Raw genomic sequence first — 24936 nt, 5'->3', positions numbered from 1 at the left:
GAGAGATCTGCGGCCTGAGCGAATGCAAGTTATATGCCATTATGGCATAATCTATGCCCCATGGGTTCGATACGGGTTTACCTGAAGACGGCAGTATTCACGGTTCTCGTGCCGGGAATAGTCGCCGTAGCAATTCCGCAACTATTGGCGCGACACCAATCTCGTCCACGACTCCCGATTAGCACCGGAGTTGTAACGACCGTTGGAAATCTTTCTCTCTTTTCGGGCGTTCTTTTATACGTTCACACGGCGTTTCAATTCGGTTCGGAAGGTGAAGGCACCCCCTCGCCAACCGACGAGCCCGACGAGCTCGTTACCGGGGGAATCTACTCCTATACGCGTAACCCGATGTATATCGGAGTGCTGTTAGTTATCCTCGGACAAGCCCTTCGGCGGCGATCGCTGTCGATCCTCTGGTGGGCCGTCGGGTGCTGGATCGGATTTCACAACCGGGTCATCCGCTTCGAAGAACCGCATCTCGTCGAGAAGCACGGCGAAGCGTACGAACGGTATCGTGAGCGAGTCCCGCGTTGGCTCCCGCGTATTTACTCGAAGAACCAGACGGAACGTCACCCCTGATACGATCGGCCCCTTCCCTGCGCCGATCGATCCGCCCGATCGGGACGGACGCGCCCGCCGCGTCTACACGGACGCTCTAAGCCTCCCGCCGACGCGGATGTTCTGCCCGGTGATGTAGCTCGAGGCGGGCGAAAGCAGGTACGCAACGGCGTCTGCGATCTCCTCGGTTCGCGCCGGTCGTCCCATCGGAATTCGCTCCCTCGTTTCCTCGTCCACGTCGTAACTGTCGACGAATCCGGGCTGAATCGTGTTCATCCGGATTCCGTCCCCGCGTACTGGTCGGCGTAGAGCTTGGTGAAACTCCCGAGTCCGGTCCGGAGCACCGACGACACGGGGAACTCGCTCGACGGTTCGAACGCCGAGAACGTGGAGATATTCACGATCGATCCGCGGCTCTAGTCCTCCATAACGGGTGTGATGAGTCGCGCCGTACGGACGGCATTCAACAGAACGAGGACCAACCCCTCGTACCATTCCTCGTCGGAGATTCCGAGGAGGTCGCCGGACGGCGGGTGGCCCGTATTGTTCACCACCGCGTCGATGCGACCGTAGCGCTCGTACGTCGCCTCGACGAGGACTGCCAGGTCGTCGGGATCGGTCACTGATCCTTCGAACCCGTCTCCGCCGAGGTCGTTTGCGACGTCGACGGCGCTCCCCGACCACGACAGCAGAACCGGCGTATATCCGTCCTCGTCCAGTCGCCGGGCGCAGGCTTCCCTGATACCGCTTCCCGCCGCCGTCACTATTGCGACTCCCATGTCAGCCATACGACTACTACTGTGGCCGCGGCCATAAAAACACCCTCAGCACGCACTCGCTGTACGTCCGTTCTGACGACGGTCGCGACGGTTATCGGGGCGGAGATAGTTTCGAAGAAAACGACCGAGCGCTGCGACACGACTGAACGGTCGAACGTGCATACCGGTCGATCGACTTACGTAGTTCAGTTATCGGGGCGGCACTCGGTAAACCGGAAACGAGTCGTGAAGTCGGAGCCGTGCCACGTTATTCGTGTTCGAGCGCGTCGTAGATTTCCCGATTCGCGTTTCGATCGGCCGCCGCCACCCGCTGGACGAGTTCTCGTCGGATGTCTTCCATCACTTCATCGAGCGGAGAACCGGACTCTGCACCTTCTTTCGTCGCCATGTTTGGGTTATCGTCTCGGGCGCGGTTAATCGTTCGGGTCCGACGAGTCGCCGGTCAGTTCGTTCAGTCCGTACTGAATGAGGTCGTCACGCCACTGCTCGATCTCGCCCGCGAGGTCGATTTCTTCGGTGTGGGAACGAAGGTACGTGACGGTTTCCGCTTCGTCGACGGTCGTCTGATCAGTGCCGAACCGCTTGAGGATCGTCCTGATTTCGTTGTCGTACACGAGACGGTATCCGTTGAGGAAGTAGAACACGACGGTCGTGTTGAGTGCAGCGCGCTTGTTCGCGTCGACGAACGGGTGGTTCACTACCAGCAGTCGAAGGAGGTGAAACGCTTTCTCGTGGATCGTCTCGGGTGATGTTCCAAAACTACCGTCAGCAACGTAGTTCAGGGCGAACTCGATATCTCCGCGGTTCCTGACGCCGGCATGCGTGTCGGAATACTCCGACACGATGTCGTCGTGGATAGCGACAATATCCTCGACTGACGGGTACCAGAACGAGTCAGCCATTCATCCCTATATGTGGGATGCACCGGGGTAACCCTTGCTATCGATCCGTTCGATGGCTTGGCTGCACAGATCACGTTCCGTCCCTACGGCGTTTCGACCGGCCCGATCGCCCCGTCGTACCGATCGAGCACCCGAGCGAACAGGTCGCGCTCAGCTCGCCTGAGCAGGACCGAAGCGGTGCTCTCGGCGCAGTCGAGCGCGTCGGCGAGCGAGGCCTCCCGCGGGACGGCGTAGTAGCCGATCGACAGCGCCGTCTCGACCGCGACCAGCTGTCGATCCGTGAGCGCGCCGGCGTCCGTCCCGCCGTGGCGATCGTAGCTGCCGATCTCGTTGATCGTCACGTCGACGTCCGCAAGTACGTCCTGGATGCTGTCTTGGATGGCGATCGACCGGGGATCGAACACGTCCCGCGGCTGGAGTGCACGGAACGCGTCATCAAGGAAGCGATGCGCCTGTACCCGCCGGTGTTCATCATGTTTCGGCGAGCGACCGAGGACGCCGTGGTCGGCGGTTACCAGATTCCCGAAGGGACGATCCTGGCCCTCCCGCAGTTCCGCCTCCACGCGGACGAGCGGTTCTACGACGATCCCGACGCGTTCCGGCCCGACCGCTGGGCCGACGATCGCGAGGCCGATCGGCCGGAATACGCCTACTTCCCGTTCGGCGGCGGACCGCGACATTGCATCGGAATGCGCTTCGCCACGCTCGAGATGAAACTCGTGCTCGCGACGCTCTCTCGGCGGTTCGAACTGCTAAGCGATCCGAATCCCGAGGTGACGGCCGCCGCAACCCTGCAGCCGAAAGAGAACGTTCGCGTGCGGTTACACGAGCGTCGGGACGCGTGACGGTTCCGCGGCGGACAGGACCGCGACGACCGGTCATTGAACTCGTCGCGGCTCCGTCGCACAAGAGCGCCCTCGAACTACTCCGACGGAACGTAGGTGGCCTCGTTCGAGACGCCCCGCTCTTCGGCTACCCGAAGAACGATGGCGATCACCCATGCCCGGAATCGAACCTCCCAGTATCGACATCCGTCGGAGTCGGGACCTGGAAGCGCTACCGGCCGAGACGCTAACCAGAGGGGGCCCTACTCTCCCCGGTCCGCCGCCTCGTCGAGAAGCATAATCGCGCCTCCGAGTAGCGCGATATTTTTCAAGAAGTTGATCTTGTTGCTCTGTCGCTCTTTCCCGTCCATCGTCCAGAAATCGTGGATGGCGGGCGTCGTCCCGACGAAGAACACGACGAGGGCACCGGCAGACGCTCGCGGGTATTTCCAGAACAGAATCCCCAAATTGGCCACCAAAAGCATTCCAGTGACGAAGGGAACGAGGTGTTCGGGGACCGGGACCCCGCTCGATCGAGCAACCTCGACGCGCTTCTCGTTGTTCTTGAATCCGTCGATGGCCATATACGCCAGCGTTCCGCTGTACAGTATTCGACCGAGGGCGGACGGGGGATCGTTCGACGAGGTCGAGTCACTCATGGTGTGTAATCGTGTCGAAACGGCCGGGGCAGTGTTGCGATGTGCGTCGATTCCGGGGTCATGTGATCAGAGCGACTCGATTCGACTGACGTTCGCGTCGATCCGCCCGACCGTCCGATACTGGCCGTCGTCGTCCCGGCGCAGGATCCGACCTTCGACGTCGTCGCGCTGGTCCGGCACGTCGAAGAGTCCGGAGCCGCAGATGACGTCGCCGTCGTAGACGTCCCAGGTTTCGATGATCTCGTGGGGCTCTCCGGGATACGGAACGCGCTCGAAGTCGCGGCCGAAGTTCGTCGACTCGAACAGCGCCGCCTCGTGGTCGTCGTTCACCCACGCCGGCGGGGCCTCCTCCCCGCCGCAGAAAAACACGGTCCCGTCGTGGACGAACACGCGCCTGATGTACGAGAAATCGTTTCCGTCGTCGATCCGATTCCAGGAATCGCCGCCGTCCACCGTTCGGTAGAGGCCCCCCTCGCCGACCGCGTGCCCGAGGCCGAGATTCTCCAGGTTGTGATCGAGGTAGCCGGTCGTCGCGAGCCAGACGTCCTCCGAGATCGGAAGAACCTGGTGTACGTCGTCGACGATCGTCTCCCGACGATCGATCCAGGTCCGGCCGCCGTCCTCGCTCAGGTGGATGCCGCCGGCTTCAACGCCGGCGATCAATCGGTCCGGTCGGCCGGGAACGGCTTCGAGGGCGCGCAAGCGCGCGTAGTGCGGATCGATGGGCGACTCCCAGTGCCCCCGAGACGGAAGGTCTCGGAATCCCTTGAGTTCGGTCCACGTCTCGCCGTCGTCGACCGAGCGGTACACGTACGGATCGTTCGTTCCGGCGTACAGCGCCCCGTCGGCGATCGCCAGGATCGACCAGACCTCGCTCTCGCCGGCGTGCCAGAAGCGGTCTCCCAGCGGAACGCCGAGGTCCGCCCACGTCTCGCCCCCGTCGCGCGATCGGTACGCGCCGGTTGACGACGCGACGAACACGCCGTCAATGTGGTCCCACGATCTAACCGCCGTCACCACCTCGCAATCGAGGACGGGCTCCGCCTCGTCTCGTTCGAACGGGACGTCTTCGACCCGGTAGAGGCCGTCGTCCGTGCCGATCAGCAGCGCCATGTGTTCCATGTTAATTCGCCACATAATAAAGTTTACCAGGCTGTAAAACACTAAGTGTCGCCGGCGACTACGGAGCAGTCGGTACCGCGCACCGTCCAGCACGGTGGCTGCTGTGAAACCCGACGGAACCCATGACACCGACACCGCCAACGAAGCGCCCGACCGACGCCGCGTACCTCGACGACGAACCGTTCGACCCGCCGACGGAGCTTCTCAACCAACCCTGGATCGACGTCCACAATCACGCCCACACGCTCTCCTGGGACGACCGAGAGCGGTACGCCCTCTCCGGCTGTGAGGCGATGGTGATGGTCGCCTCCGGCTACCACTGGACGCCGTACAAGCCGGTCAGGGCGGCGGACGTCCGCTTCCTCTGGGACGACGCGATCAACCGACGCGCGGCGATCGAACGCAACCACTTCTTCGAGGCCAAACTCGGCCTCGGTATCCATACGGGCGTTCGCATCGAGAACCCGGACGAGTTGCTCGACGCGATGGACGACTACTGCGCGCTTGACGAGGTCGTGGCGATCGGCGAGACCGGCGTCACGCCGTCCCAGCACGTCAGCGCCTGGGACGTGGACCAACAGCGAGCGATCGTGCAGGCGCAGATGGAACTCGCGGACGATCACGACCTGCCGGTTATCCTGCATACCCCGAACCGGACCACCGACTCGGGTCGAACGTACCGACCGGGGATGGGGATTCCAGGATACGAGAAGAACGCGGAGTTGAGCCAGGAGCCGGTGATCGACGCGGAGAATCCGGCCCTCGAAGCGGTGAAGCTGGACGTCGAAGCGATGCGCGATGCGGATCTGGACGACGAACGTGTCGTCGCCTCGCACGCAGATCCGAACAACACCGACTACCTCATGGCGGAGACGGAGTGCTACCTGAGTTACACCATCGGCCACTCGTGGCTGATCGGCGTTACCGCCGCGGACGTCGCCGACGCGATCGACGAGTACGGGCCGGAGCGGATCATGATCGACACCGACTGCGCGAACGTCCTCCGGACGGATCCCTTCGCGCTGAAACGGGCCATCTTCGAACTGTATCGGTACGGGATCGACGAGGAGGCGATCCGGACGGTCGTACGGGAAAACCCTCGGGACGTCTTCGACATCGCGAGATGAGCGTTCGGGAAATAAATCGCTCAGGAAACGGCTTCGTTCGCACCCGGGGGCGCTCTCCTGGGACCTTCGTCGCTTCCGTGCCGAGGAGTTCGATGTCATGCTGACCTGTGTTCTGCCGATAATCTGTCGAGAAGTCGGGTAATCTACCGAAAACGGTGCACCGAATACGACAGCTAGATTCATCAAACGGGCGCGGAGTCTTCGCATCTCGTAATATCAATCACTTCGAGATTATCTTTCACAGGAACGAGAAGTATCCTGAGTCATCTTTGAGATGTATCATAGTACGCTGCATATGCTATAATGCACATTGTCGTATGAGTACATACGAGAATGATCGATCCGCTAATCGCGGCGATGATCGCCTATTTCGTGATCACGATCTTGATCGCCTGGTGGTACGGGCGAGGGGCGGACGCGAGCTACGTCGAGTTTACGCTCGCGGGTAAGAATCTCGGTCTGATCCCCTTCACGATGACGTATTTTGCCACGTTCGTCGGTGGGGGCCTCACCATGGGAATCGCACAGAAGGCGTTCCTCGACGGCATCAGCGCCCAGTGGTACGCGATGACCCAGGGGATCGCCTGGATCACGATATCGCTGGTAATCGGCTATCTCTACGCGTTCAATGTCGTCAGCGTCCCGGAACTCTTGGGGCGTGTCTTCGGATCGTCTACGAAATACTTCGCGGCCATCGCCACGGTGATCGGACAGATCGCGTTGACAGCGGGCCAGACGATCGGCATGGCGACCATCATCGCGACGGTCACCGAGATCCCGCTTAACGTGGCGTTCTGGATGAGCACCTTCGTCTTCGTCGGCATCACCGTCTGGGGCGGGATGAATTCGGTCGCATGGGCGGATACGCTCCACGGGATCATCATCATCGTCGGCATGGCTGTCGCGATACCGGTTGCGCTCGCAAACGCTGGCGGCGTCAGCGCAGTCACAAACGGCGTCCCGTCGGGGCACACCGACTGGTTTGGCGTGGGACTCATCCAGATCGGGACGTGGTACCTCCTGTATATCACCGTCGCCGGCGCACAGCAACACCTCCTCCAACGGACGTGGTCGGCGAAAGACGCCGACACCGCCAAGCGGGGCGTCTTTCTCTCCGGTCTCGCCATCAGCGGCTACGGTATCCTGACCGCTACCGCGGGGCTGATCGCGTATGCACAGGGGGGCGGGGTCGATTCCTCGATGGCGTTCGCTTGGACGCTGCAAAACGCCATGCATCCTGTTCTCGGCGGGATTCTGCTGGCCGCTGCTGTCGGAGCGGTGATGAGCGGGGCCGACTCGATGCTGCTCGCCGGGGCGACCACCTTCGTAAACGATATCTACATCCCGTGGCGTGGAGGCGTAGAGAACGTTTCTCAGACGCACCTCGTGCGAGTTACGCGGCTGGTGATTCTGCTCTTCGGGATCGGCGCTGCGGTCATCGCGCTCAGTGGCGTCGAAATCGTCGTCATCGACAACCTCGGGATGGGCGTCATGTCGGTGTTATTCGCGGGCGTGCTCGCGTTATTCTGGCAGCACACCGATCGGCGAGCCGGCTTCCCCGGCTTTCTCGTCGGCGGAACGGTCTTCGTCATCTGGCGGTTTCTCCTCGGGGAACCCGAATTCTTCGGCGAGGGATCGGTTGAAGCGGCGGTCCCGGGAACGCTCGCTGCACTGATTACGATCGCCGTACTCAGCTACACACGGTTCGGCAGTGAGACGTTCACAGTTGAGGAGATCCGGCGTGCGGCGACGCGTGACATGAATCGGTTAACGCAACGGGATCTGCTGGCGAGCGATACCGATGTCGACGCGCCATCCACGGATGATTGACCGAGCAATGGCGTGTGGCGCCGCGAAGAGCGGTTCGTCGAGCGCGACGGCCTACTCCGGATAGTACCAAATACCGCGAGGAACCGTTTCGTCTGAACCGGACTATCGAGCCGATCGGATGAGAATCGCCGTTCTGTCCCTTCGAAGTGCCGGTCTACTCGAATAGTGGCGCGATGAATACGCGTCCTGCATTCAGCACGAGGCTGGCAAATCACCAGTTATAGAACATAACTGACGGCAATAGATCCGCACAGTTCTTCGACAGCGACGTCATCCACTCGGGACCGGGATGGCGGCCCCGAGCGACGTATCGTCAGGGAAGGGGATTACCCGCACCTACAGTCGTTCGTCAATTCGCCGATTCCATCGATCCCGATCGTCACGCTGTCGCCATCGTCGAGGAGCACCGGCGGCTCCCGGTAGACGCCCACTCCGGGGGGCGTTCCGGTAAAGATGAGATCGCCCGGCTTGAGCGTAAACGCCTGACTGCAAAACGACACCAGGTCGTCGACGCCGAAGATCAGGCTCGACGTGGACGACTCCTGCAGGCGCTCCCCGTTCACCTCGGCCCAGATGTCGAGGTCGTGGGGGTCGTCCACCTCGTCTGTCGTCACGAGCTCCGGACCGATCGGCGCGAACGTATCGAGGCTTTTCCCGCGAACCCACTGGCCGTCGCCGTGCTGGAGGTCCCGTGCGGAGACGTCGTTGCCGACCAGATAGCCGGCGACGTGATCGAACGCGTCCTCCCGATCGACCCGCCGCGTCTCGCGACCGATCACGACGACCAGTTCCGCCTCGTAATCGACCTTCTCCGTGAGATCTGGATCCCAGGTGATCGTGCTCCCCGGACCGGTCACCGTCGTAGGAAACTTCGAGAAGAGCACGGGCTCGTCGGGAATGGGGTTGTCGCCTTCCTCGGCGTGATCCCGGTAATTGAGGCCGACGCACACCACCTTCTCCGGATCCGTTATCGGTGCGAGTCGGTCCACGTCGTCGACGTCCCGGACGCCCACCCCGGTCTGCTCGGCGTACTCGACGGCCAGTTCGGTCTTGCGCCGCCACTCCCACTCGGCCAGCAGGTCGGTGCTCTCGCGCGGAATCTCGACGCCGGCGGCGGCGCCGGCTTCGACGAGGTTGACGACCGTCCGGTCGTCCGTCTTCGCTCCGACCCAGTCCTGTGCTCCGTCCGTCGTGCTGTATTGTCCGAGTCTCATATTAACGTGTCTCCGCTCGGTACGTATCGGCTCATATCTGTTGGTCCACCCGCCGCGTTCGGCTCGCGCGCGTTCGCCGGGCGGGTACGCCCGGTTACAGCTCCAAACCGGCCTCGTCGATCAGCCGCCGCCCGGACTGGACGAACCGGTCGAACTCCTCGTCGACGAGGGGGTTCAGCAGTTCGCCATCCCGTTTGACGACCTCGCCGTCGACCAGCACCGTGTCGATGTGCGAGGGGTCGGACTGGAAGACGACGGTCTGGATCGGGTCGTGCGACGGCGCGGTCAGGAAGTCGTCCTCCCGCAGCATGATGACGTCGGCCCGCTTGCCGGGCGTGAGCGTCCCGATCTCGTCCTCCATGCCGAGGGCCTTCGCGCCCTCGATGGTGGCCATCTCGAGGGTGTCACGGCAGGTGATGCTCACCTCGGCGACCTCCTCGTTGCCCTCCAGGATCTCCTGGTTGTCGAACATCCGCTGGACCTGCATGCCGACCCGCATCTGGCTGCCCATATCGCTGCTGATGTTCGAGCAAACGTCGACGCCCCAGGTCGGGCGCCCGCCGGCCTCGAGCACCTTCCCCGTGACGGGGATGCCGTGGCCCATCTGCATCTCGACCTCCGGTGTCGACGAGAAGGACGCGCCGGCGTCGACCGCGTGCTGGATGTCCTCCTGCGAGAAGTGGTTGCCGTGGGCGATGTTGACGTCCGGCCCGAGCATGTCCTGGATGCAGCCGAAGCCCTGGTAGTCCTCACCGTAGACCGACGACGGCCACAGCGCGGCACCCATGTGAATGGTCGCGAGCGCCCCCATCTCTCGCGCCAGTTCCATGTCGTTGCGGGCTGTCTCGTCGGTACAGAAATCCGGCCCCCGAAGCCCGAGCGCCGGGTTGAGCAGGTCGTCGTCGCGGATCTTCTCGGTGTAGAGCTCGCGGATGTTCTGTTGGGGGAGGCCGACATCGCTGTTGAACCACCACTTCGCCGCGTCGTCACCCGGCGGGCCGTAGGTGTACACCGCGCGCAATCCAGCATCCTGAAGCGCGTCGACGGCCCGTTCGCCGTGTTCGAGCGAGTTGGGATACGACCAGTCCAGGGCCGTGGTCGTCCCCGTATAGAGCTTCTCCAGCGCGCCGAAGAGGCCGCCGAGGTACATGTCTTCGGGCTGGTAGAGCCCGGTGATATTGCCGAGCATGTGATCGAAGTATTCACCCATGAGCGACCAGTCCCCGGCGATACCCCTGACTTGGGTCTGTGCGAGGTGAATGTGCGAGTCGACGAATCCCGGCAGGACGATGTGGCTCTCCGCGTCGATGACCTCGGCGTTCGACGCGGTCAGGCCGCGACCGATTTCGACGATTTCGCCGCCTTCGATCATGACGTCCCCGTCGTCTACCTGCCCGATTTCCGGATCGAGGGAGACGATCGTCCCGCCCCGTATGAGTGTCTGTGACATGCGCAGTACAACAGTCTGACCAAGAGGGTAAAAATTTACCGCTCAGTAAACTTTCGGCACGGTACGCGGTACGGGAGCAATCGAATTATATAGCTCTCAGACGGAATGTCGATATGAGCGAACCCGACGGGAAAGTCTCCTCCAAAGACACGCGGGAGGTGATCATGGAGGCCACGTTCCGTGCGCTGAGCAAGCACGGATACAAGGATCTCAGGATGCGTCACATCGGAGAGGAGATGGAACTGACCCGGCAGGTTATTCACTATCACTTCGACGGGAAGTACGACCTGATGTCGTCCTTTTTAGAATATATCATCGACCAGTACGAGGGAAGCGTCGAAGTGGACGCGGACGCGGACCCTCGGACGGAACTCGACGCGCGAATCGACCAGTGTCTGTTCGGTCCGGAATTCAGCGAGTTCACGCATTGGGATCGCATGAAAGTGTACCACGAACTGTACACGCACGCGCAAAACGACGGGCAACACCGGGACATTTTCAACGAACACTACGATCGGATCCGAGGGAGCATCGTCGAGGTCGTCGACGACGGGATCGAACGAGGGCTGTTCGAAGAGGTCGACGCCAAGCGGATGGGGCAACTCATTACGGACGTGATCCACGCCGCGCGCGGCCGGCGGATCTCACTCGGTCACGAGGACGCGCCCGAGGAAGCTCGCCGGGCGATCGACGAGTTTATCCTCGACTCGCTGTGCGTCGACGAAGACACGTAAGGCGGTTCGTCGGTTCGGATCTCCGTTCGATCTGCCGAACGGCGGTTTGCGACCGGGGCGCCCGACCAGCAACCGTCAGTCGTCCTCGTCGGGTGCGCTTTCGAAGACGCCGGCCGCTTCCATCTCGTCGAGTTTCGCCTCCGGGTACCCCAGTTCCCGAAACACCTCGCGGTTGTGTTCGCCGAGGAGCGGCGGCGCACGCTCGAACCCGCTCCGGGCGCGATCGAACTTCAGCGGGTGTTCGATCACGGGGACGTCGCCGAGTTCCGGGTGTTCGATCTCGGTCACCGCACCGCGAGCATCGGTCTGCGGGTTGTGCAGCGCCTCCTCGATGTCGAACACGGGACCCGCCGGAACGCCGCCGTCCTCGGCGATGATCTCGATCCACTCGTCGGTCGTCTTCGTCCGGAGCGTGTTTTCGAGCTCCGTTTCGAGCTCCGCGATGTGGTCGACGCGGTCGGCGTTCGTCTCGAAGCGGTCGTCGGCCGGCAGATCCGGGCGATCGATCACCTCGCAGAGCTCCCACCAGAGCTTCTCGTTGAGGATGCAGACGTTGAGGTAGCCGTCCGCGGTCTCGAACGTCTGGTACGGCGCGAGCACCGGATCCTTCGTCCCCATCCGTTTCGGTTCGTTCCCGGCGAAAACCTGCCCGGCCTGTTTGGTGAGCCACGGAAGCACCGATTCCAGCATTCCGAGATCGATGTACTCGCCGTCTCCGGTCAGCTCCCTCCGGTACAGCGCCGTCGCGACGCCGAACGCGCCCCACATCGCGGTGACGAGATCCGTCACCGGGAGGCCGACCTTTACCGGCTGCCCGCCCTCCTCGCCCGTGACGCTCATGATCCCGCTCAGCCCCTGAATAAGCAAGTCGTACCCGGACCGCTCCCGCCACGGGCCGGTCTGTCCGAACGCGGAGACCGCGAGGTAAATGATGTCCTCGTTGCGGTCCGCGATGGACTCGTAATCGACGCCGAGGCGCTCCGCGGTCCCCGGCCGGAAGTTCTGAACGAAGACGTCCGCGTCTTCGACGAGATCGTACAGCGCCGCCGTGGCTCGCGGATTTTTCAGATCGAGTTCGAGGCTCCGCTTCCCGTAATTTACCGTCCAGTAGTACGGCGATTCACCGTCGACGAACGGCGGTCCCGAGTGGCGAATCGCGTCGCCGTACGCCGGCTGCTCGATCTTGATAACGTCCGCACCCTGATTCGCGAGCATCGCGGAACAAAATCCGCCGGTGACGAACGTGGAGAGATCCAGAACCGTTAGACCGTCCAGTATTTTTCCGTCTCGTGGCATGGTTCTACGTCAGTATCGCGTACTCGATAGTCGGACTGCTTGCTGTGTCGGACGGCTCAACTGTCCCATACCTCACAATTCCTTTACCAAGTGGTAAAACCATCGCCGTCGCGACGATGGAGCGAGCCGTATCCCGCTCGGCCGTTGTTAGCCGTCCGACCGCCGCCAGTACCACGGAACGGTGAGCATGAGCCGGGCGTACCGCCCCCACAACGACGCGATCGCGTTGACGAGCGGCAACGTCACGAAAAACAGGAGGACGAGCCCGAGACAGGCGACGAACAGCGCACCGGAAAGGGTCTCTATCCGCCACGAACCGAGCCGGAACGTCGTTCGGAGTCCGACCAGTAACGTCTCCCAGCCGAACAGGATGTCGAGCGTGAAATCGCCGCGCGGAATCGGCCCGTATGCGACGACCGACGCGTCCTCGTAGTACAGCGGCGCGGTGAGAAAGCTCCACGACGTCGCCATCAGCGACGCGATCGCGCCGAACGCTGCGGTCCCGAACGCGAACACGCTGACGAGGTACGCGACGGCCTTCCACGTTCGGAGATCGATTACGAGCCGTTTCACGCTCCCCCACAGTCCTCGTTCGTCCGGAACGCGATCGACCGGAACCTCGACGTCCAATAAAACGCGGGCGAGCGTCCGTTCGAGAGCGGCCAACCCGGTCGCGACCGCGAGCACGCCGGCGACGATCGGAATTCCGACGAGAACGACGACGAGTCCGAGCCCGGTGGCGAACCCGACGACGAGAACGTTGAAATACAAAACACCCCGCGGGAACAGCAACAGTACGTACAGGAGGTTCCGATACGTCTGCATTCTCGTGGGAGCGCCGATCCAGCGGCCGAGGAGTCCGCCGAGGTGCTCCGTCTCTGGGGAATTTTTCGTAGACATGCGTACGACGTTTTCGTCCGTGAGATAGCTACCCGCGCGTTACGATCCGCTTCCCCATCGAATGCGCCTCCCGGCGAGCGGGCGCCGCGACGGCTGTGAACCGCGATGAGATCGGGACATCGCCCGGATCATACGTCGCTTCGCCGTGGGAGCAGTATAAACCTTTGCGCACGGTCGCTGCTCCGGCAACTGTGCTATCCGGGTTATTTCCGCGCCGTTCCACCGATCCGCTCGAAGACTATGGTTCCGACTCGAGCGCTCGACGAACCGACGCCCGACCCTCGAATTTCACCGGGTGCGGTGAGTACAGTGCGGGAGAACCGCGTTCGGTACGGCCGCGAGCCGCACCGCGGGGCGGGCACGAACGGTGCCGTCGCGATCGCAGCCGAGGTGATCGGATGACGGCGTCCGACCGCGAACGGTCGTGGGGACGCTACGGCTACTGCGCACTGGCGGGACTGTTCGCCGCGTGCGTCCTCGTCCAGACCTACATCGCGGGAATGGCGATCTTCGTCGATTCGACGAACTGGGGGCTTCACAGGACGTTCATTCACGTCTTCGAGATCGGTCCCATTCTCATGGTGCTCGTCGCCTTTCTGGGGCGGCTTCCCTGGCCGTTGCGGCTGCTTCCCATCGGGTTGTTCGCCCTCATCAGCGTGCAGTACGCGACGGCCCACGCGTTCGGATCGCTGGCCGCGGCGATCCACCCGGTCGTCGCCGTCGTCATCTTCTGGCTCGCGGTCGTCGCGACGAAGCGATCGTGGCCGCGAACGGACGGCGCGGTGAGTCGGGCAGTGTGGCGAACCGGCGACTAATACCGGATGGTTCCGCTGTTCGTTCGACGACGACGCGCGCTCTAAGCGCGTCTGCACGATACCGTATTGGCGCGTATTGCTGCCGGCGAGGCTCGGTTTCGGTGCGGCTACTGTCCCTTATAACCGTTTCGCACGAACGCCGTCCCGGCGATCGTGCTGTCCGTCTTATCCTCGTCTCGCTCTTCCGTTCGTTCGAGAGACTACGATGACTACGATGACACGAACCAGCGTACCGTGGGGAGCCCAGACGCGGACGTTCGCGCGCCGCCAGTTACAGCAACTGCGACGCAACAAGATGATCGTCTTCCTCACTGTCGCGTGGCCGGTGTTGTGGTACTTCCTGACGATCGAGTTCTTCGTCGACGTTCCGTCCGGAACCGACCTCGGACCGCTCAAGGCGGTCAACGGAATCAACTACGGGCTGTTCGGCGCCTTCACCGTTACCGTCGCCGTCTTCGCGGGCGCGTTCGCCCGCGACCTCGAGGGGAGGCGGTACCGAAAACTCCGTTCGATGCCGATCGCGCCGACGGCCGACCTCGCCGGCCGGTTCACCGCCGGCGCGGTACTCGGCGTCGCGTCGTACCTCGTGACGATCCTCGTCGCGTACGCGCACGGCGCGACGTTCGGCCCGCTGACGATCGAGACGGTGGCGATCCTCGCGCTGACGCTCGGGTCGTTCTGCCTGATCGCGATGGCGCTCGCGATGGTGCTCGCGCTCGCCGTCACGAAGCCCGAACAGATGACGACGATCGCCATCGTGACGGTGCTGATGGCCTACTTCGTTACCGGCTTCAACGGCTCGTCGCCGGAGATGCTCGCCGACGGCGCGGAGATGGTCAACTACCTGCCGAACTCGCTCGCAACGCGGATGCAGATCGCCCACTGGGTCGGAACCGAAACCCTCGAGTCGATGACGCCGCCGGAAGCGCCCGACTCGATCGAATACGTCGGTCTTCTCCTCGGCTACACCGCCGCCGGCGTGGCGGCCTCGGTAGTGATCGTGCGGCGAATCGCCTACGGACGTGACTAACGATGCTGACAACACCCGCAGACGAAACGACGGAGTCGAAGTCGATCGTCGACGCGTCCAACGTGACGAAACGGTTCGGGAACCACGACGTCCTCACCGGGATCGATCTCGCGATCGGGAAGGGCGAGATACTGCTCTTGATGGGGCCGAACGGCGCGGGCAAATCCGTGCTCCTGTCGTGCCTCTCTGGAAGCGCGCTTCCGAGCGGCGGCGAGATTCGGCTCTTCGATGAGGTGTCCCCCGTCGAGGCGCAGACCTCGATCAGCGTCATGTTTCAGGGAGCGATGGCCGATCCGGAACTCTCCGGCAGGGAAAATCTCCGGTTCTACGAGGACCTCCACCCGAACGGAACGGACCGGTGGCGCGATCTCGTCGAGCGGCTCGAAATCGCGGACGAGATCGATCGCCCCGTCGAGGAGTACTCGGGCGGGATGCGCCGGAAGATAGAGATCGCGATCACGCTGACGATCGACGTCCCGTTCTACGTCCTCGACGAGCCGACGATCGAACTCGATCTCGCGACCATTCGAGAGCTTCACGATCTCCTCCTGGAGATGCGCGCCGACGAAAAGACGATCCTCGTCACCAGCCACGCGCCGTTGGACGCGCAGATCGCCGATCGAATCGCGTTTCTGCGCGACGGGACCATCATCGCGAACGGCCATCCCGACGACCTCTTCGAGCGACTCCCGCCGGTGTTGCGAGTCCGCGGCGCCGTTCCGCCCGAGGAACTCCTGGTCGGAAACGAGCTGTTTCGCCGCGGGGACGAGATCCGCGGCTTCCTCGCGACCGACGTCGACGTCGAACGCGTCGAGTCGGCGCTCCGGGACCGATCGGGAACGCCGTTCATCGACACGGACGAACCGTCGCACACGGATCTGTTCAACTACTACACGTACATCCACTCGATCAGCGGAAACGGGTGACGAACGCGCCGAAGGCGAGCGCGACCACGGCGACGAGTGATCCGGCGGCAGATCCGTGAACCGCACCCGCCTCCCGATCGGCCCCGTTGACGACACTAGCAGCGGCCGGGATCGACAGTAGAACCGTCGACGGAGACCAGTCGCGTTCCGACTACCGCGTTGACGTGGTCGATCCCACGAGGGCGCGAAAACGCGGTCGCGGTTACCGGCGTTCCCGTTCCGGTCGAGGCGGGTTCTAGAGCCCGTTCGCAGCTCTCACTGCTCCGCCCGACCGTCGAGCGGCGTAGAATCCGCCCTGACCGACGCGTAGACCCGTTCGGCCCACTCGCGGGCGAGGGGCGAGTCCGTATCGACGAACGCCTGCATCAGCCCCGTCTCGTCGTCGTATCCTCCGATCCCGACGCGCTCGTCGAAGATTGCGAGCCCGTAGGGCAACTTCTCGCGGGTCCAAAGTGTTAGCCGTCCGCGATCGATCGCCTCGCTCGCTCGGGTCGGGTACGTGTCCAGTTATCCACGGAAGAAGAGACGATTCAGATGGGATAAAATCATCAAGAAATACGCCACTAGTCGCCCCACTGAGGAAAATCACCATCCCTATCGTCCGACTCACGCCCCACTCTTCTTTCCATGATTGGTAGATCAGGAGCATCCAAGAGAGAACAAACAACCCTGTGGCTATCAGAGTCGTCCAGTCCATAGCAGCTGGTAATGAGCGCAGAAGAATGAATATTAGGAAATAAATACGCAGCCTTCACCTACCGTCTGTTCCATCTCCTGTTATATCTGAAGAATGGGATTTCAACAGAGCCGAAATCAGGTGTGTCCCTGAGAGGATGCGCTCCCGGTCAATGTTGGGGATATCTCGCCGCCGTCCGCGGATTAGTTTGTGTGTCCTAACACTTTATCGAATCGCCATGCGGCGAGGGATGCCCTGTTTAGCGAGAGAAGCGGATCTTGAGCGGATTATTTTCAATAAAGATAGTCATCAAAGTGTGCGTACAAGATGTGTACGGCAGAAAGAGCCTAGGCCGGGATTTGAACCCGGGCTCTCGTCCTTACCAAGGACGCGCTTTACCGCTAAGCTACCCAGGCACGTCGGGCGCGTACACCCTCGTACTCTGCACTCGATCCTACTGCGGTGCTCTATAAATATGTGATGAAAGCGACCGGGAGTGACGCGCCGTACCACACCGATCGCCGCCGAGTCCGCCGCTCAGGGATCGGTCGCCGACGTCGCCCGATCGGTCGGCGTCTCCTCGAGCGATCGGTCGGGGCGAGAGTCGACGCGGGCGAGACACTTCTCGGCCGGGGGAAAGGACGGGCCAACGGTCGCCGCGAGGTCGTCGGCGATCGCGAGCAGCCGCGTCGTGGGCGTCTCGCCGACGGCGACGGCGCCGGCGAGGACGGCGAGTTCGAGCACGTCGCGTTCCAGGTTCGCGTCGATCGAGGCGGGATCGGCGCCGACGCACTCCCGATCGGGGGTGCCGTCGGTCGCGGCGGACCGCTCGTGCGGCGCCCGTGCGGCGCGATCGCGTCGGGTCTGATCGCGGCCGAAGGCCTGGACGGTCCGGACGGCCTTGCCGGCGGCGTCGGTGCGGGCGAGAAGGTAGAAACCGCGAGCGACGAGGATGTCGGCCGCGAGGATGGCCAGATCCCCTTCCTCGGCGTCGTCGTCCGTTCCGGTCCAGGGTTCGTCGTGCGAGAGCGACCGGGTCAGTCGAAGCCCTTCGTAGATGAGCTGGACGCCGGCGGCGTGCGTGACGATCGCGTCGGTGGCGCTCGGGTCGTCCGCGCGTCGAGTATCCCCACCGGCGCGTTCGGCGCCGTGCTCGAGTCCGGCGGTCGTCTCGGACACGACCGCGGCGGCGCTTTCGAGGGTGAGAACGCCGGGAAGCATCGACGCGCCGTCGAGAATCGTTTCGATCCGGTCGTGCAACCGCGGCGGTTCGACGTCCGCGACGGCTTCGGCGGCCGCACGCCGACAGCTGTCGGCCTGATCCATTACTGGGGGGGTTACGACGGAGCACGCAAAGACCTTTGGAAACGGCCGAGTAGCGTAGCGCATGATAACTGTCGCCGTCGACGAACGTCGATCGATCCGAACGGTCACCCTCGATCGGCCGGCCGCTCGCAACGCGCTGACCGCCGCGGGGCTCGAAGCGCTCGAGGAGGCGATCGGCGACGCCAACGAAGCGGTGATCTATCTCGAGGGGCGGGGTCCGGCGTTCTGTGCGGGCGCCGATCTCGCGGCCGTCGGCGACCTCGACGGCGATCGCGACGCGGCCGAGGCGTTCGCCCGACTGGGCCAGCGCGTGGCACGGACGATCGAGGAGTCCCCGGCGATCGTCGTCGCGGGGATCGACGGGCCGGCCCGCGGCGGCGGCCTCGAGCTCGCGCTCGCCTGCGACGTGCGCGTCGGCACGCCGGACTCGACGTACGGCGAGCCCGGCGTCACGTTCGGCCTGTTCGGCGCGTGGGGCGGGACCGTCCGCCTGCCGCGGGTGATCGGCGAAGGGGACGCCCTCGAATTCGCGCTCTCGGGTCGAGTCGTCGACGCCGAGGAGGCCCGCCGAATGGGCCTCATCTCGCGGATCGAGGACGACCCGCGATCGGTCGCCGAGGAGATCGCCGGAAACGCCCACGACGCGATCGCGGCGCTGAAGCGGCGGCTCCGGGACGATCGCGATCGGGCCGCACAGGAGCGACGCGAGGCCGAAGCGTTCGGCGAACTCGTGGACGCCCACGCCGACGACGTCGACGCCGTCCTCGAGTGAGTACGGGCCCGGAACGGTCGGAAACTGCGATGTCGGCGTCGGGACGATCGAAAGCGGACGTTCGAGACCGATCGACGACGCCGGAGCCTCATCGACCGGGCGTCCGGCGTGCGAGTTCGATTGCGACTTGGTATCACACCGCCGAATGATTCTTCTCCGTCGCGTTGGAGCGTACAGTCATGCCAGGACCCGTTTTTTTGGGCAGCGACGAGGTGGCGCTCCGAACGATCGAAGAGGAGGATCTCGAGTTCCTCCAGATGCAGGTCAACGATCCGGCCGTCTGGCGCCCGATCGGCGGATCAAGACCGATCAACGCCGATCAGGAGCGGGAGTTCTACGAGGACGTCGTCTGCGGGGACGACGGTGTCCACCTCCTGATCGCCGTCGACGAGACGCCGGTCGGGACGATCGGACTCCGCGACATCGACCAGGAGACCGGAAACGCCGAGCTCGGCTACTGGGTCGCGCCCGAGCACCACGGCCGGGGGTACGGCACCGAGGCCACGAGGCTCACCGTCGAGTACGCGTTTCAGCAGCTCCGACTCCACCGGGTCGACGCGCGCGTGTTCGAGTTCAACGAGCCCTCGCGGCGACTCCTCGAGAGCGTCGGCTTCTGCCGGGAGGGCGTCCTTCGGGACGCCGAGTTCATCGACGGCGAGTATCGGGACGTCTACTGGTACGGCCTCCTCGAAGACGAGTGGCGCGAGGACTGAATCGTCGCTCCTGCCGTCCACGACGGTACGCTCGAGACGGGTGGTCGGATTCGAATCACACCTCCTCGATACTAGGACGGTTGAGAGCACCACGAAAGAGGATCACGTGGGAACACTGCCGAGCCAGGCGCACCGCATCGAGGGCGATCAGGGGAGCGGGTCGGGGGCCGGCGGTACGTTCCGCTTGTGTTCGCTGCGATCGTACATCCCGCGGACCCGTTCGACGGTCTCCTCGTCGACGTCGAGCAGTCGGCTAGTCGCGGCGACTGACAGTGGCCCGTCGACGTGCGCCGCGAGGATCGAGTCGAGCGTCTCGTAGCTGATCCCCAACTCCTCCTCGTCGGTCTGGTCGGCCCACAGCTCCGCCGTGGCGGTCTTGGCCGCGAGTTCCTCGGGGACGCCGACGTGGCGGGCGAGCTGGCGGACCTGCCCCTTGTAGAGGTTGCCGATCGGGTGACAGTCGACGGCGCCGTCGCCGTATTTCGTGAAGTAGCCGACGGCCGCCTCGCTGCGGTTGCCCGTCCCGAGGACGAGCCGACCCTCGTGGTTGGCGACGAGATAGTTCAGGACCGCGCGGACGCGAGCGCGGGCGTTCCCGACGGCCTCGCGATCGCCCTCGGCTTCGGGATAGGCCGCGAGCAGCGAGTCGACGATCGGATTGATCTCGATGACGTCGTAGCCGATCCCGAGTTCTTGGGCGACCCGTTCGGCGTCGCTCATGTTGCTCGCGCCGCTGACCTCGCCGGGAAGGACGAGTCCGCGGACGGTCTCGGCGCCGAGGGCATCGACGGCGAGGTACGCCGTGAGCGTGCTGTCGATCCCGCCCGAGAGACCGAGGACGGCGCCGTCCGCTCCGGCCGACCCGACCCGATCGCGGATGAACGCGGTGATGTGGTCGCGTCGTCGTTCCAGTTCCTCCTCCGAGAATTGAAGATCGATCATGGTCGCGACTAGGAAGCGGACGACCTAATAGGCACGCTTCGCGCGAGAAAAGTGGACGAGCGATCGGTTTCGGGCGACGACGATCGCGATCGCTCGGGGCGGATGGTGGCAGTTCGGTGTGCGCTTCAGCCTGCAGTCCGTTCCATTTAATACGACTCATCTCTTGCGTTCGAGATGGACACCGTGAACGAGCGTTGGTGGTCAGCGATTCGATCGGAATCGCGATCCCCAGCGCGAACGCAGTGAACAAGCGCCGGTGGTCTAGTGGTAGGACATGAGCTTCCCAAGCTCATAGCCCGGGTTCAATTCCCGGCCGGCGCATGTTGTGACGAACGACCGTGAGTCACAACTGCGCCCGGCGGGAATTGAATCACGCAAGATCTCACGACGTTCGATCTTGCCGTCGGGTTCAACTCCCGGCCGACGCATCACCGTTCTCCGTATCGGTAGCGTCGGTTTGAGCGAAGACCATCCCGGTGCAGTGAGCCAGCGACCCATAAATCAGGCGTACGCGAAGCTGGCCGAGACGCAGGTCGTGGTTTCCGGGTTTTTCACGTAGACAGCACGCGATCGATCGATCCATGAGTGAAGAACTCGAGGAAATCACCCTCGTACCCGAACCGTCAGCCAAACGCCTCAATTCCGGGGAGCGAAGCACCTACCGAGAGCATCGGCGGAAGCTCGTCGACTGGATGCTATCCAATGGAATAGATCCGAAACGATCGACCTGCCCAAGAGATCGATCAGCTGTCCGGCGGTGATGCCAGCAGGAAAGCCGGGGAAGGTTTCGAGGTGGGCATTCCGGCGAAGGATCGACCCACCAGCATCGATGACGATCGTATCCGGTCCGTGGCGGGCGGTGAAAATCACGATGGAGGGACCTTCGATACCGCCGCCGACAATCACGACACCCCGTACCGTCGACCGGGATATATTAGAACTCTCCCGTGACGATATCTGCGACTCGCTGGCGGTCGAACAGTTCCGTATCGTCCGTCACGTCGCCGAACTCCTCGGGGTACATCTGCTTCGCGGCTCGTTCAGTGAGAAACAGGTTGTGAATCGGCCCCTGGTTGAGATAGCCGCCACGGTAGACGCGCCCGTTCTGGACGGCGGTCAATTCGCTCCCGACGGGGTGGTCTTGCATATACGCGAGAACCGTGTCGCGGAACTCTGCCGGGGATTTCCGGTCGTGACCGCGTATGAGAATCACGTTGGGATCGACCTCGAGGAGATTCTCGTAGTCCAATTTCCCTCGGTTCGCCGTGCTGAGGTTCTCGACGCCCGTCCCCGCGAGTTCGTCCTCGACGCCGAGGTCGAGCCACTGTTTTTTGCTCGTTCCGTTATCGATGAGTCGATACGGTGAGAACGTCTCTGGCTCCTCATTTCCGTTGTACGTGAGCAGTACTCGCGGACGCTCCTCGGCCGGTGGAAGTCGGGTTTGGATCGACGCGATGAATTCGCTGTGGAGTTCCTCAAACGCCTCGTAGCGCTCCTGTTGCTGAAACACTTCGGCGATCTTCTCGAAGGCCTCGTACAGTGTGTAGTAGCGGTAGTCGTGCCATCCATCCGAGCGTCGGAAGATCAAGTTCCCGATAAATGGCGCGACGTTCGAGGCGATCTCGTCGATGTCCTCGTCGTTCCAGTCGAACCAGTTGATGAGCACCTGAGGATCGTACAGATGAACGTCGTTGTCGAGTTCGTAGAATTCCTCTTTCGTCCGGACTTCGGGATATGCCTCGATCTGTTCGCGATCTACGGTTACACCGGGCAGTTCGTCGTAGACGTAGGTGTAGTACCGGGGGGCGTGGCCGATGCCGGTGATCCCGTCTGCCTGGCCGAGTGCAACGGCCATATCGGCGTATCCGCCGTCGTATGCGACCCACCGTTCGGGAATCCGGTCGAACTCGACCTCTCCTACCGGTTCCATTGACACCGAGTACGACTCGCTCTCTGGTGACGCATTCACGCCCTCGTCTTCGTTCGTGTCCCCTTGCCCCGTACCGCTCACGCATCCGGCGAGTATCGTTCCGCCAACGAGCGTACTTCCGTACTTGAGTGTGTCTCTCCGTGTCCGTCCGTTCCGGGTCCTCGGGTCTTCTGGCATGTATTTTAGGCTCGCCTAAATACACATATTACTTTCGGATTTTAGGCAAGCCTAAAACAAGAGGTGAGAGCGCTGGAGAACTTATTCCGTAGGCCCCTCGCCGGTGGAACGCTGATCAGTATCAGTATCATATGCAGGGTTTACGGCGACGCGCGTCACCTGCCGTCCGGGATCGATTCGGATGCCACGAGGACTCCGTTCGTGACGTATGTCGTCAGCGCGCTCAGGAGAATCAGGGATCGCTTCGGTAGCCTTTTCCGAGACTCGTCCCGACGTATGTGCGCTGACCGAACCCACCCCGCAGCGAGAAGCGAACGAGAAAGGTGAGTCATAACTGCGCCTCGGACGGAGCTGCATCACGCGAGTCACAGCGTGCGAACGAAGTGAGCGCGGCCGTCTCGCCATCGGACCCACCTCCCAGCCGGCGCACTCCACACTCTCTCTACGGGTTTCTGCATGAGACCCAACCATGTCCAAAAAGCTCACAACGTAGATACTCGGATGGTATCGCTCCGCAGCCATGCGATTATAAAACGTTTCAGGCTAGATAGGTGCGCGCGTTCTAGTGCCATAAATGACTGTATTGTATCAATATATAATTCGTTATTGATGAGAGATACACAACTGATCTATTTGGCTTAATAATAAACACATGCTAAAGTCCGGGGAATTTGTAGAATCTGCGTAACAAAGGCAGTAAGTCTGATTTCTCAAGTACTGTGGTTCCCCTAGGCAATCCACCGACCCGTCGGCGAGTACTCGAGTGTTCCGCCACTGTCCTCGCAGGAACGATTCTCGCTGGATGTTCCGGCTTGAAAGATAAGAGTAGCGAGGAAGAAACGCCTACCGAGGGAGAAACGCCTACCGAGAAAGAGCGGGCCGACCCCAACCAGTTATCTCTGCGGAAGCTGGGCCAAACGTATCTTTCGGGACAGTCACCGCCCAGCGGCGGCTATTCGGACACGGATGTTCGAGCCGACGGCCGCTACGCCGTCGTCGGGACCAAATGGGGCGTAAATGGCAGCTATCTCGTTGATCTCGACGATCCGAACGACCCAAACCAGGCACATTACCACGGGAACGAAGACGATGCACCGAACATAGACGTCAAGTTCGACCATCGGAACGGACTGTACCATCGAGCGATAGAGAACGGCTGGTCCGGCAACTTCGAGATCGTCGACTACGGCTTCGATACCGGGACGCCCCGAGAGCCGACGGTCATCGGGACCGTCTCCGAGGGAAAGTCGCATAACGTGACCCCTCATCCGACCGAGTCGGTTCTCTACTCCGTGAACTACGGATTCGAAACGGACGGATTCGACGTCTATGACACCAGCGACCCGGCAGTCCCACGTAACGTCGGCCAGTACGGTCCACAAGGCGCCTGTCATCACATCGAGGTCGACCCAGAACGGGAGCTGCTCTGTGTGTCGTTTCAGGGCGGACAGTTCGTCGGAATCATCATCTATGACGCGAGTAATCCGCGAGAGCCGGTCGAAATCGGGCGCTTCGACTATACGGAGCAAAAATCATACAGCCAAGCGGATGTCGGCGAAGAGGCGTTTGGGAGCGCCCATCGCAGCTACTTCGATCCGCGGCGCGAGTTGCTCGTCGTCGGAGACGAACGTCTGACGGGGACCCCGGGCGGCAAACACATCTTCGATATCGGGTGGCAGGATGGATCGCTCGAAAATCCCATCCCGATCGGGTTTACCGTCTCACCGAACGCTCGTCGGATGGAGGATAATTGGGCCAGCCGGTTTGATTGGACCGGCCACCATTTCACCGTCGTCCCGTGGGGGGATGCGACACTCCTCATCAGCGCCGACTGGCACGAAGGGGTTGTGCTGTACGATATCACTGACCCGACTGATCCACAGTCGATCGATCGGTATCCGACCGGCGATGGCGCGAGCGAGGTCACACCGAACGACACCGTTGCGCGATTTGGGGACCCGCCGATGGCGTGGAAGGCAGCGTATACTGCCGACCGAGACCTCGTCGTCGCAAGCGACGTGTTCACCGGACTCTACACGTTCGAGCTTGCCGCGACTTCGAATTGATATTTCGAATGCGGCCAGTCGGCGGTCCTGAGAATCGAGCAACTATCGGTTTTGAAGGACGTAGTGACGAGTAGCGAGCGACGTCGATGGTAGTTCCTCACGACTGTGAAACGAATGAGATGTTAATGACCACCCTGCCGTTGTTTATCCTTTCGCGTGCTACCCGTT

25 protein-coding genes, 2 tRNA genes and 3 pseudogenes are annotated in these 24936 nt (G+C 62.5%); 13 read left to right on the top strand and 17 right to left on the bottom strand.

Annotated features, from left to right (window positions below; all coding sequences use genetic code 11):
- Window positions 1-60 precede the first annotated feature (60 nt).
- Window positions 61-579, top strand: a complete 519-nt coding sequence (locus tag MUH00_RS10890) for a methyltransferase family protein (protein WP_246998396.1) — start codon at window positions 61-63, stop codon at window positions 577-579.
- Between the two features lie 63 nt (window positions 580-642).
- Here the strand turns inward: MUH00_RS10890 and MUH00_RS23080 are convergent.
- The 4 genes and pseudogenes from MUH00_RS23080 to MUH00_RS10870 all read right to left on the bottom strand — a co-directional run bounded on the left by MUH00_RS23080 (window position 643) and on the right by MUH00_RS10870 (window position 2643).
- Window positions 643-1346, bottom strand: a pseudogene (locus MUH00_RS23080) (SDR family oxidoreductase).
- Between the two features lie 238 nt (window positions 1347-1584).
- Window positions 1585-1725 (bottom strand): hypothetical protein, encoded by a 141-nt coding sequence (locus MUH00_RS10880; protein ID WP_246998393.1) that lies wholly within the window; start codon window positions 1723-1725, stop codon window positions 1585-1587.
- Between the two features lie 25 nt (window positions 1726-1750).
- Window positions 1751-2239 carry a type II toxin-antitoxin system death-on-curing family toxin gene (locus MUH00_RS10875; protein WP_246998392.1) on the bottom strand — a complete coding sequence of 163 codons (489 nt, stop codon included), beginning with the start codon at window positions 2237-2239 and terminating at the stop codon, window positions 1751-1753.
- An 83-nt stretch (window positions 2240-2322) separates the two neighbouring features.
- Window positions 2323-2643: a helix-turn-helix domain-containing protein gene (locus tag MUH00_RS10870; RefSeq protein ID WP_246998390.1), complete on the bottom strand. Its 321-nt coding sequence runs from the start codon at window positions 2641-2643 to the stop codon at window positions 2323-2325.
- Here MUH00_RS10870 and MUH00_RS10865 point away from each other — a divergent pair.
- Window positions 2614-3084, top strand: a complete 471-nt coding sequence (locus MUH00_RS10865) for a cytochrome P450 (protein WP_246998388.1) — start codon at window positions 2614-2616, stop codon at window positions 3082-3084. The genes MUH00_RS10870 and MUH00_RS10865 overlap by 30 nt on opposite strands.
- A gap of 242 nt (window positions 3085-3326) precedes the next feature.
- Here MUH00_RS10865 and MUH00_RS10860 read toward each other — a convergent pair whose 3' ends face one another.
- Both MUH00_RS10860 and MUH00_RS10855 read right to left on the bottom strand, forming a co-directional pair.
- Entirely contained in the window at window positions 3327-3722 is a 396-nt protein-coding gene (locus MUH00_RS10860; protein ID WP_345780916.1) for a DoxX family protein, read from the bottom strand.
- A 66-nt stretch (window positions 3723-3788) separates the two neighbouring features.
- Window positions 3789-4835: a WD40/YVTN/BNR-like repeat-containing protein gene (locus MUH00_RS10855; protein ID WP_246998384.1), complete on the bottom strand. Its 1047-nt coding sequence runs from the start codon at window positions 4833-4835 to the stop codon at window positions 3789-3791.
- Between the two features lie 131 nt (window positions 4836-4966).
- Between MUH00_RS10855 and MUH00_RS10850 the strand changes: the two genes are divergently transcribed.
- Both MUH00_RS10850 and MUH00_RS10845 read left to right on the top strand, forming a co-directional pair.
- A complete protein-coding gene (locus tag MUH00_RS10850; RefSeq protein ID WP_246998382.1) occupies window positions 4967-5971 on the top strand; it encodes a TatD family hydrolase in 1005 nt (334 codons plus the stop codon).
- Between the two features lie 333 nt (window positions 5972-6304).
- Complete coding sequence (locus MUH00_RS10845; protein ID WP_246998380.1) at window positions 6305-7801, top strand: sodium:solute symporter family protein; 1497 nt, start codon at window positions 6305-6307, stop codon at window positions 7799-7801.
- 326 nt (window positions 7802-8127) lie between these two features.
- On the opposite strand, the gene MUH00_RS10840 is transcribed toward MUH00_RS10845, so the two are convergent.
- A complete protein-coding gene (locus MUH00_RS10840; protein WP_246998379.1) occupies window positions 8128-9015 on the bottom strand; it encodes a fumarylacetoacetate hydrolase family protein in 888 nt (295 codons plus the stop codon).
- A gap of 94 nt (window positions 9016-9109) precedes the next feature.
- The gene (locus MUH00_RS10835; protein WP_246998377.1) at window positions 9110-10465 is read right to left on the bottom strand and encodes an amidohydrolase family protein; all 1356 of its coding nucleotides are present in this window, start codon (window positions 10463-10465) and stop codon (window positions 9110-9112) included.
- Between the two features lie 113 nt (window positions 10466-10578).
- Here MUH00_RS10835 and MUH00_RS10830 point away from each other — a divergent pair, with 113 nt between their 5' ends.
- Window positions 10579-11199 carry a TetR/AcrR family transcriptional regulator gene (locus MUH00_RS10830; protein WP_246998375.1) on the top strand — a complete coding sequence of 207 codons (621 nt, stop codon included), beginning with the start codon at window positions 10579-10581 and terminating at the stop codon, window positions 11197-11199.
- 75 nt (window positions 11200-11274) lie between these two features.
- Here the strand turns inward: MUH00_RS10830 and MUH00_RS10825 are convergent, their stop codons facing one another.
- Window positions 11275-12495 carry a CaiB/BaiF CoA transferase family protein gene (locus tag MUH00_RS10825; RefSeq protein ID WP_246998373.1) on the bottom strand — a complete coding sequence of 407 codons (1221 nt, stop codon included), beginning with the start codon at window positions 12493-12495 and terminating at the stop codon, window positions 11275-11277.
- Window positions 12496-12642: 147 nt separating this feature from the next.
- Window positions 12643-13395 carry a sensor domain-containing protein gene (locus MUH00_RS10820; protein WP_246998372.1) on the bottom strand — a complete coding sequence of 251 codons (753 nt, stop codon included), beginning with the start codon at window positions 13393-13395 and terminating at the stop codon, window positions 12643-12645.
- Between the two features lie 240 nt (window positions 13396-13635).
- Between MUH00_RS10820 and MUH00_RS10815 the strand changes: the two genes are divergently transcribed.
- The 4 genes from MUH00_RS10815 (at window position 13636) to MUH00_RS10800 (ending at window position 16166) form a co-directional block, all read left to right on the top strand.
- Window positions 13636-13797, top strand: coding sequence for a hypothetical protein (locus tag MUH00_RS10815; RefSeq protein ID WP_246998370.1), 162 nt, complete (start codon window positions 13636-13638; stop codon window positions 13795-13797).
- Complete coding sequence (locus MUH00_RS10810) at window positions 13794-14210, top strand: DUF6220 domain-containing protein (RefSeq protein WP_246998368.1); 417 nt, start codon at window positions 13794-13796, stop codon at window positions 14208-14210. Before MUH00_RS10815 ends, MUH00_RS10810 begins: the two co-directional genes overlap by 4 nt.
- A gap of 214 nt (window positions 14211-14424) precedes the next feature.
- Window positions 14425-15240: an ABC transporter permease gene (locus MUH00_RS10805; protein WP_246998366.1), complete on the top strand. Its 816-nt coding sequence runs from the start codon at window positions 14425-14427 to the stop codon at window positions 15238-15240.
- 2 nt (window positions 15241-15242) lie between these two features.
- Window positions 15243-16166 carry an ABC transporter ATP-binding protein gene (locus MUH00_RS10800; protein ID WP_246998364.1) on the top strand — a complete coding sequence of 308 codons (924 nt, stop codon included), beginning with the start codon at window positions 15243-15245 and terminating at the stop codon, window positions 16164-16166.
- 255 nt (window positions 16167-16421) lie between these two features.
- Here the strand turns inward: MUH00_RS10800 and MUH00_RS10795 are convergent.
- The 3 genes and pseudogenes from MUH00_RS10795 to MUH00_RS10785 all read right to left on the bottom strand — a co-directional run.
- Window positions 16422-16670: pseudogene (locus MUH00_RS10795) on the bottom strand (transcriptional regulator FilR1 domain-containing protein); the annotation flags it as partial.
- 516 nt (window positions 16671-17186) lie between these two features.
- Window positions 17187-17258, bottom strand: a tRNA-Thr gene (locus MUH00_RS10790).
- Between the two features lie 121 nt (window positions 17259-17379).
- Window positions 17380-18168: a DUF7114 family protein gene (locus MUH00_RS10785; RefSeq protein WP_246998362.1), complete on the bottom strand. Its 789-nt coding sequence runs from the start codon at window positions 18166-18168 to the stop codon at window positions 17380-17382.
- 61 nt (window positions 18169-18229) lie between these two features.
- Here MUH00_RS10785 and MUH00_RS10780 point away from each other — a divergent pair, with 61 nt between their 5' ends.
- Window positions 18230-18940, top strand: a complete 711-nt coding sequence (locus tag MUH00_RS10780; RefSeq protein ID WP_246998360.1) for an enoyl-CoA hydratase/isomerase family protein — start codon at window positions 18230-18232, stop codon at window positions 18938-18940.
- Window positions 18941-19119: 179 nt separating this feature from the next.
- On the top strand, window positions 19120-19653 hold the full coding sequence (locus MUH00_RS10775; RefSeq protein WP_246998358.1) for a GNAT family N-acetyltransferase: 534 nt from the start codon (window positions 19120-19122) through the stop codon (window positions 19651-19653).
- A gap of 147 nt (window positions 19654-19800) precedes the next feature.
- On the opposite strand, the gene MUH00_RS10770 is transcribed toward MUH00_RS10775, so the two are convergent.
- Complete coding sequence (locus MUH00_RS10770; protein WP_246998356.1) at window positions 19801-20595, bottom strand: NAD+ synthase; 795 nt, start codon at window positions 20593-20595, stop codon at window positions 19801-19803.
- Between the two features lie 250 nt (window positions 20596-20845).
- Here MUH00_RS10770 and MUH00_RS10765 point away from each other — a divergent pair.
- Window positions 20846-20916: transfer RNA gene (locus MUH00_RS10765), tRNA-Gly, on the top strand.
- Between the two features lie 408 nt (window positions 20917-21324).
- On the opposite strand, the pseudogene MUH00_RS23075 reads toward MUH00_RS10765, so the two are convergent.
- From MUH00_RS23075 to MUH00_RS10755, 3 genes and pseudogenes are all read right to left on the bottom strand, one after another.
- Window positions 21325-21552, bottom strand: a pseudogene (locus MUH00_RS23075) (thioredoxin reductase); the annotation flags it as partial.
- A complete protein-coding gene (locus tag MUH00_RS10760) occupies window positions 21530-22702 on the bottom strand; it encodes an ABC transporter substrate-binding protein (protein WP_246998353.1) in 1173 nt (390 codons plus the stop codon). The gene MUH00_RS10760 and the pseudogene MUH00_RS23075, both read right to left, overlap by 23 nt.
- 935 nt (window positions 22703-23637) lie before the next feature.
- A complete protein-coding gene (locus tag MUH00_RS10755) occupies window positions 23638-23955 on the bottom strand; it encodes a hypothetical protein (protein WP_246998351.1) in 318 nt (105 codons plus the stop codon).
- Between the two features lie 39 nt (window positions 23956-23994).
- Between MUH00_RS10755 and MUH00_RS10750 the strand changes: the two genes are divergently transcribed.
- Window positions 23995-24768: an LVIVD repeat-containing protein gene (locus MUH00_RS10750; RefSeq protein WP_246998350.1), complete on the top strand. Its 774-nt coding sequence runs from the start codon at window positions 23995-23997 to the stop codon at window positions 24766-24768.
- Window positions 24769-24936 lie beyond the last annotated feature (168 nt).

The sequence above is a fragment of the Halosolutus gelatinilyticus genome, assembly GCF_023028105.1.
Taxonomy (GTDB): Archaea; Halobacteriota; Halobacteria; order Halobacteriales; family Natrialbaceae; genus Halosolutus; species Halosolutus gelatinilyticus.
The sequence above is the reverse complement of the archived record's forward strand: the minus strand, read 5'-3'. Positions and strand labels throughout refer to the sequence as shown.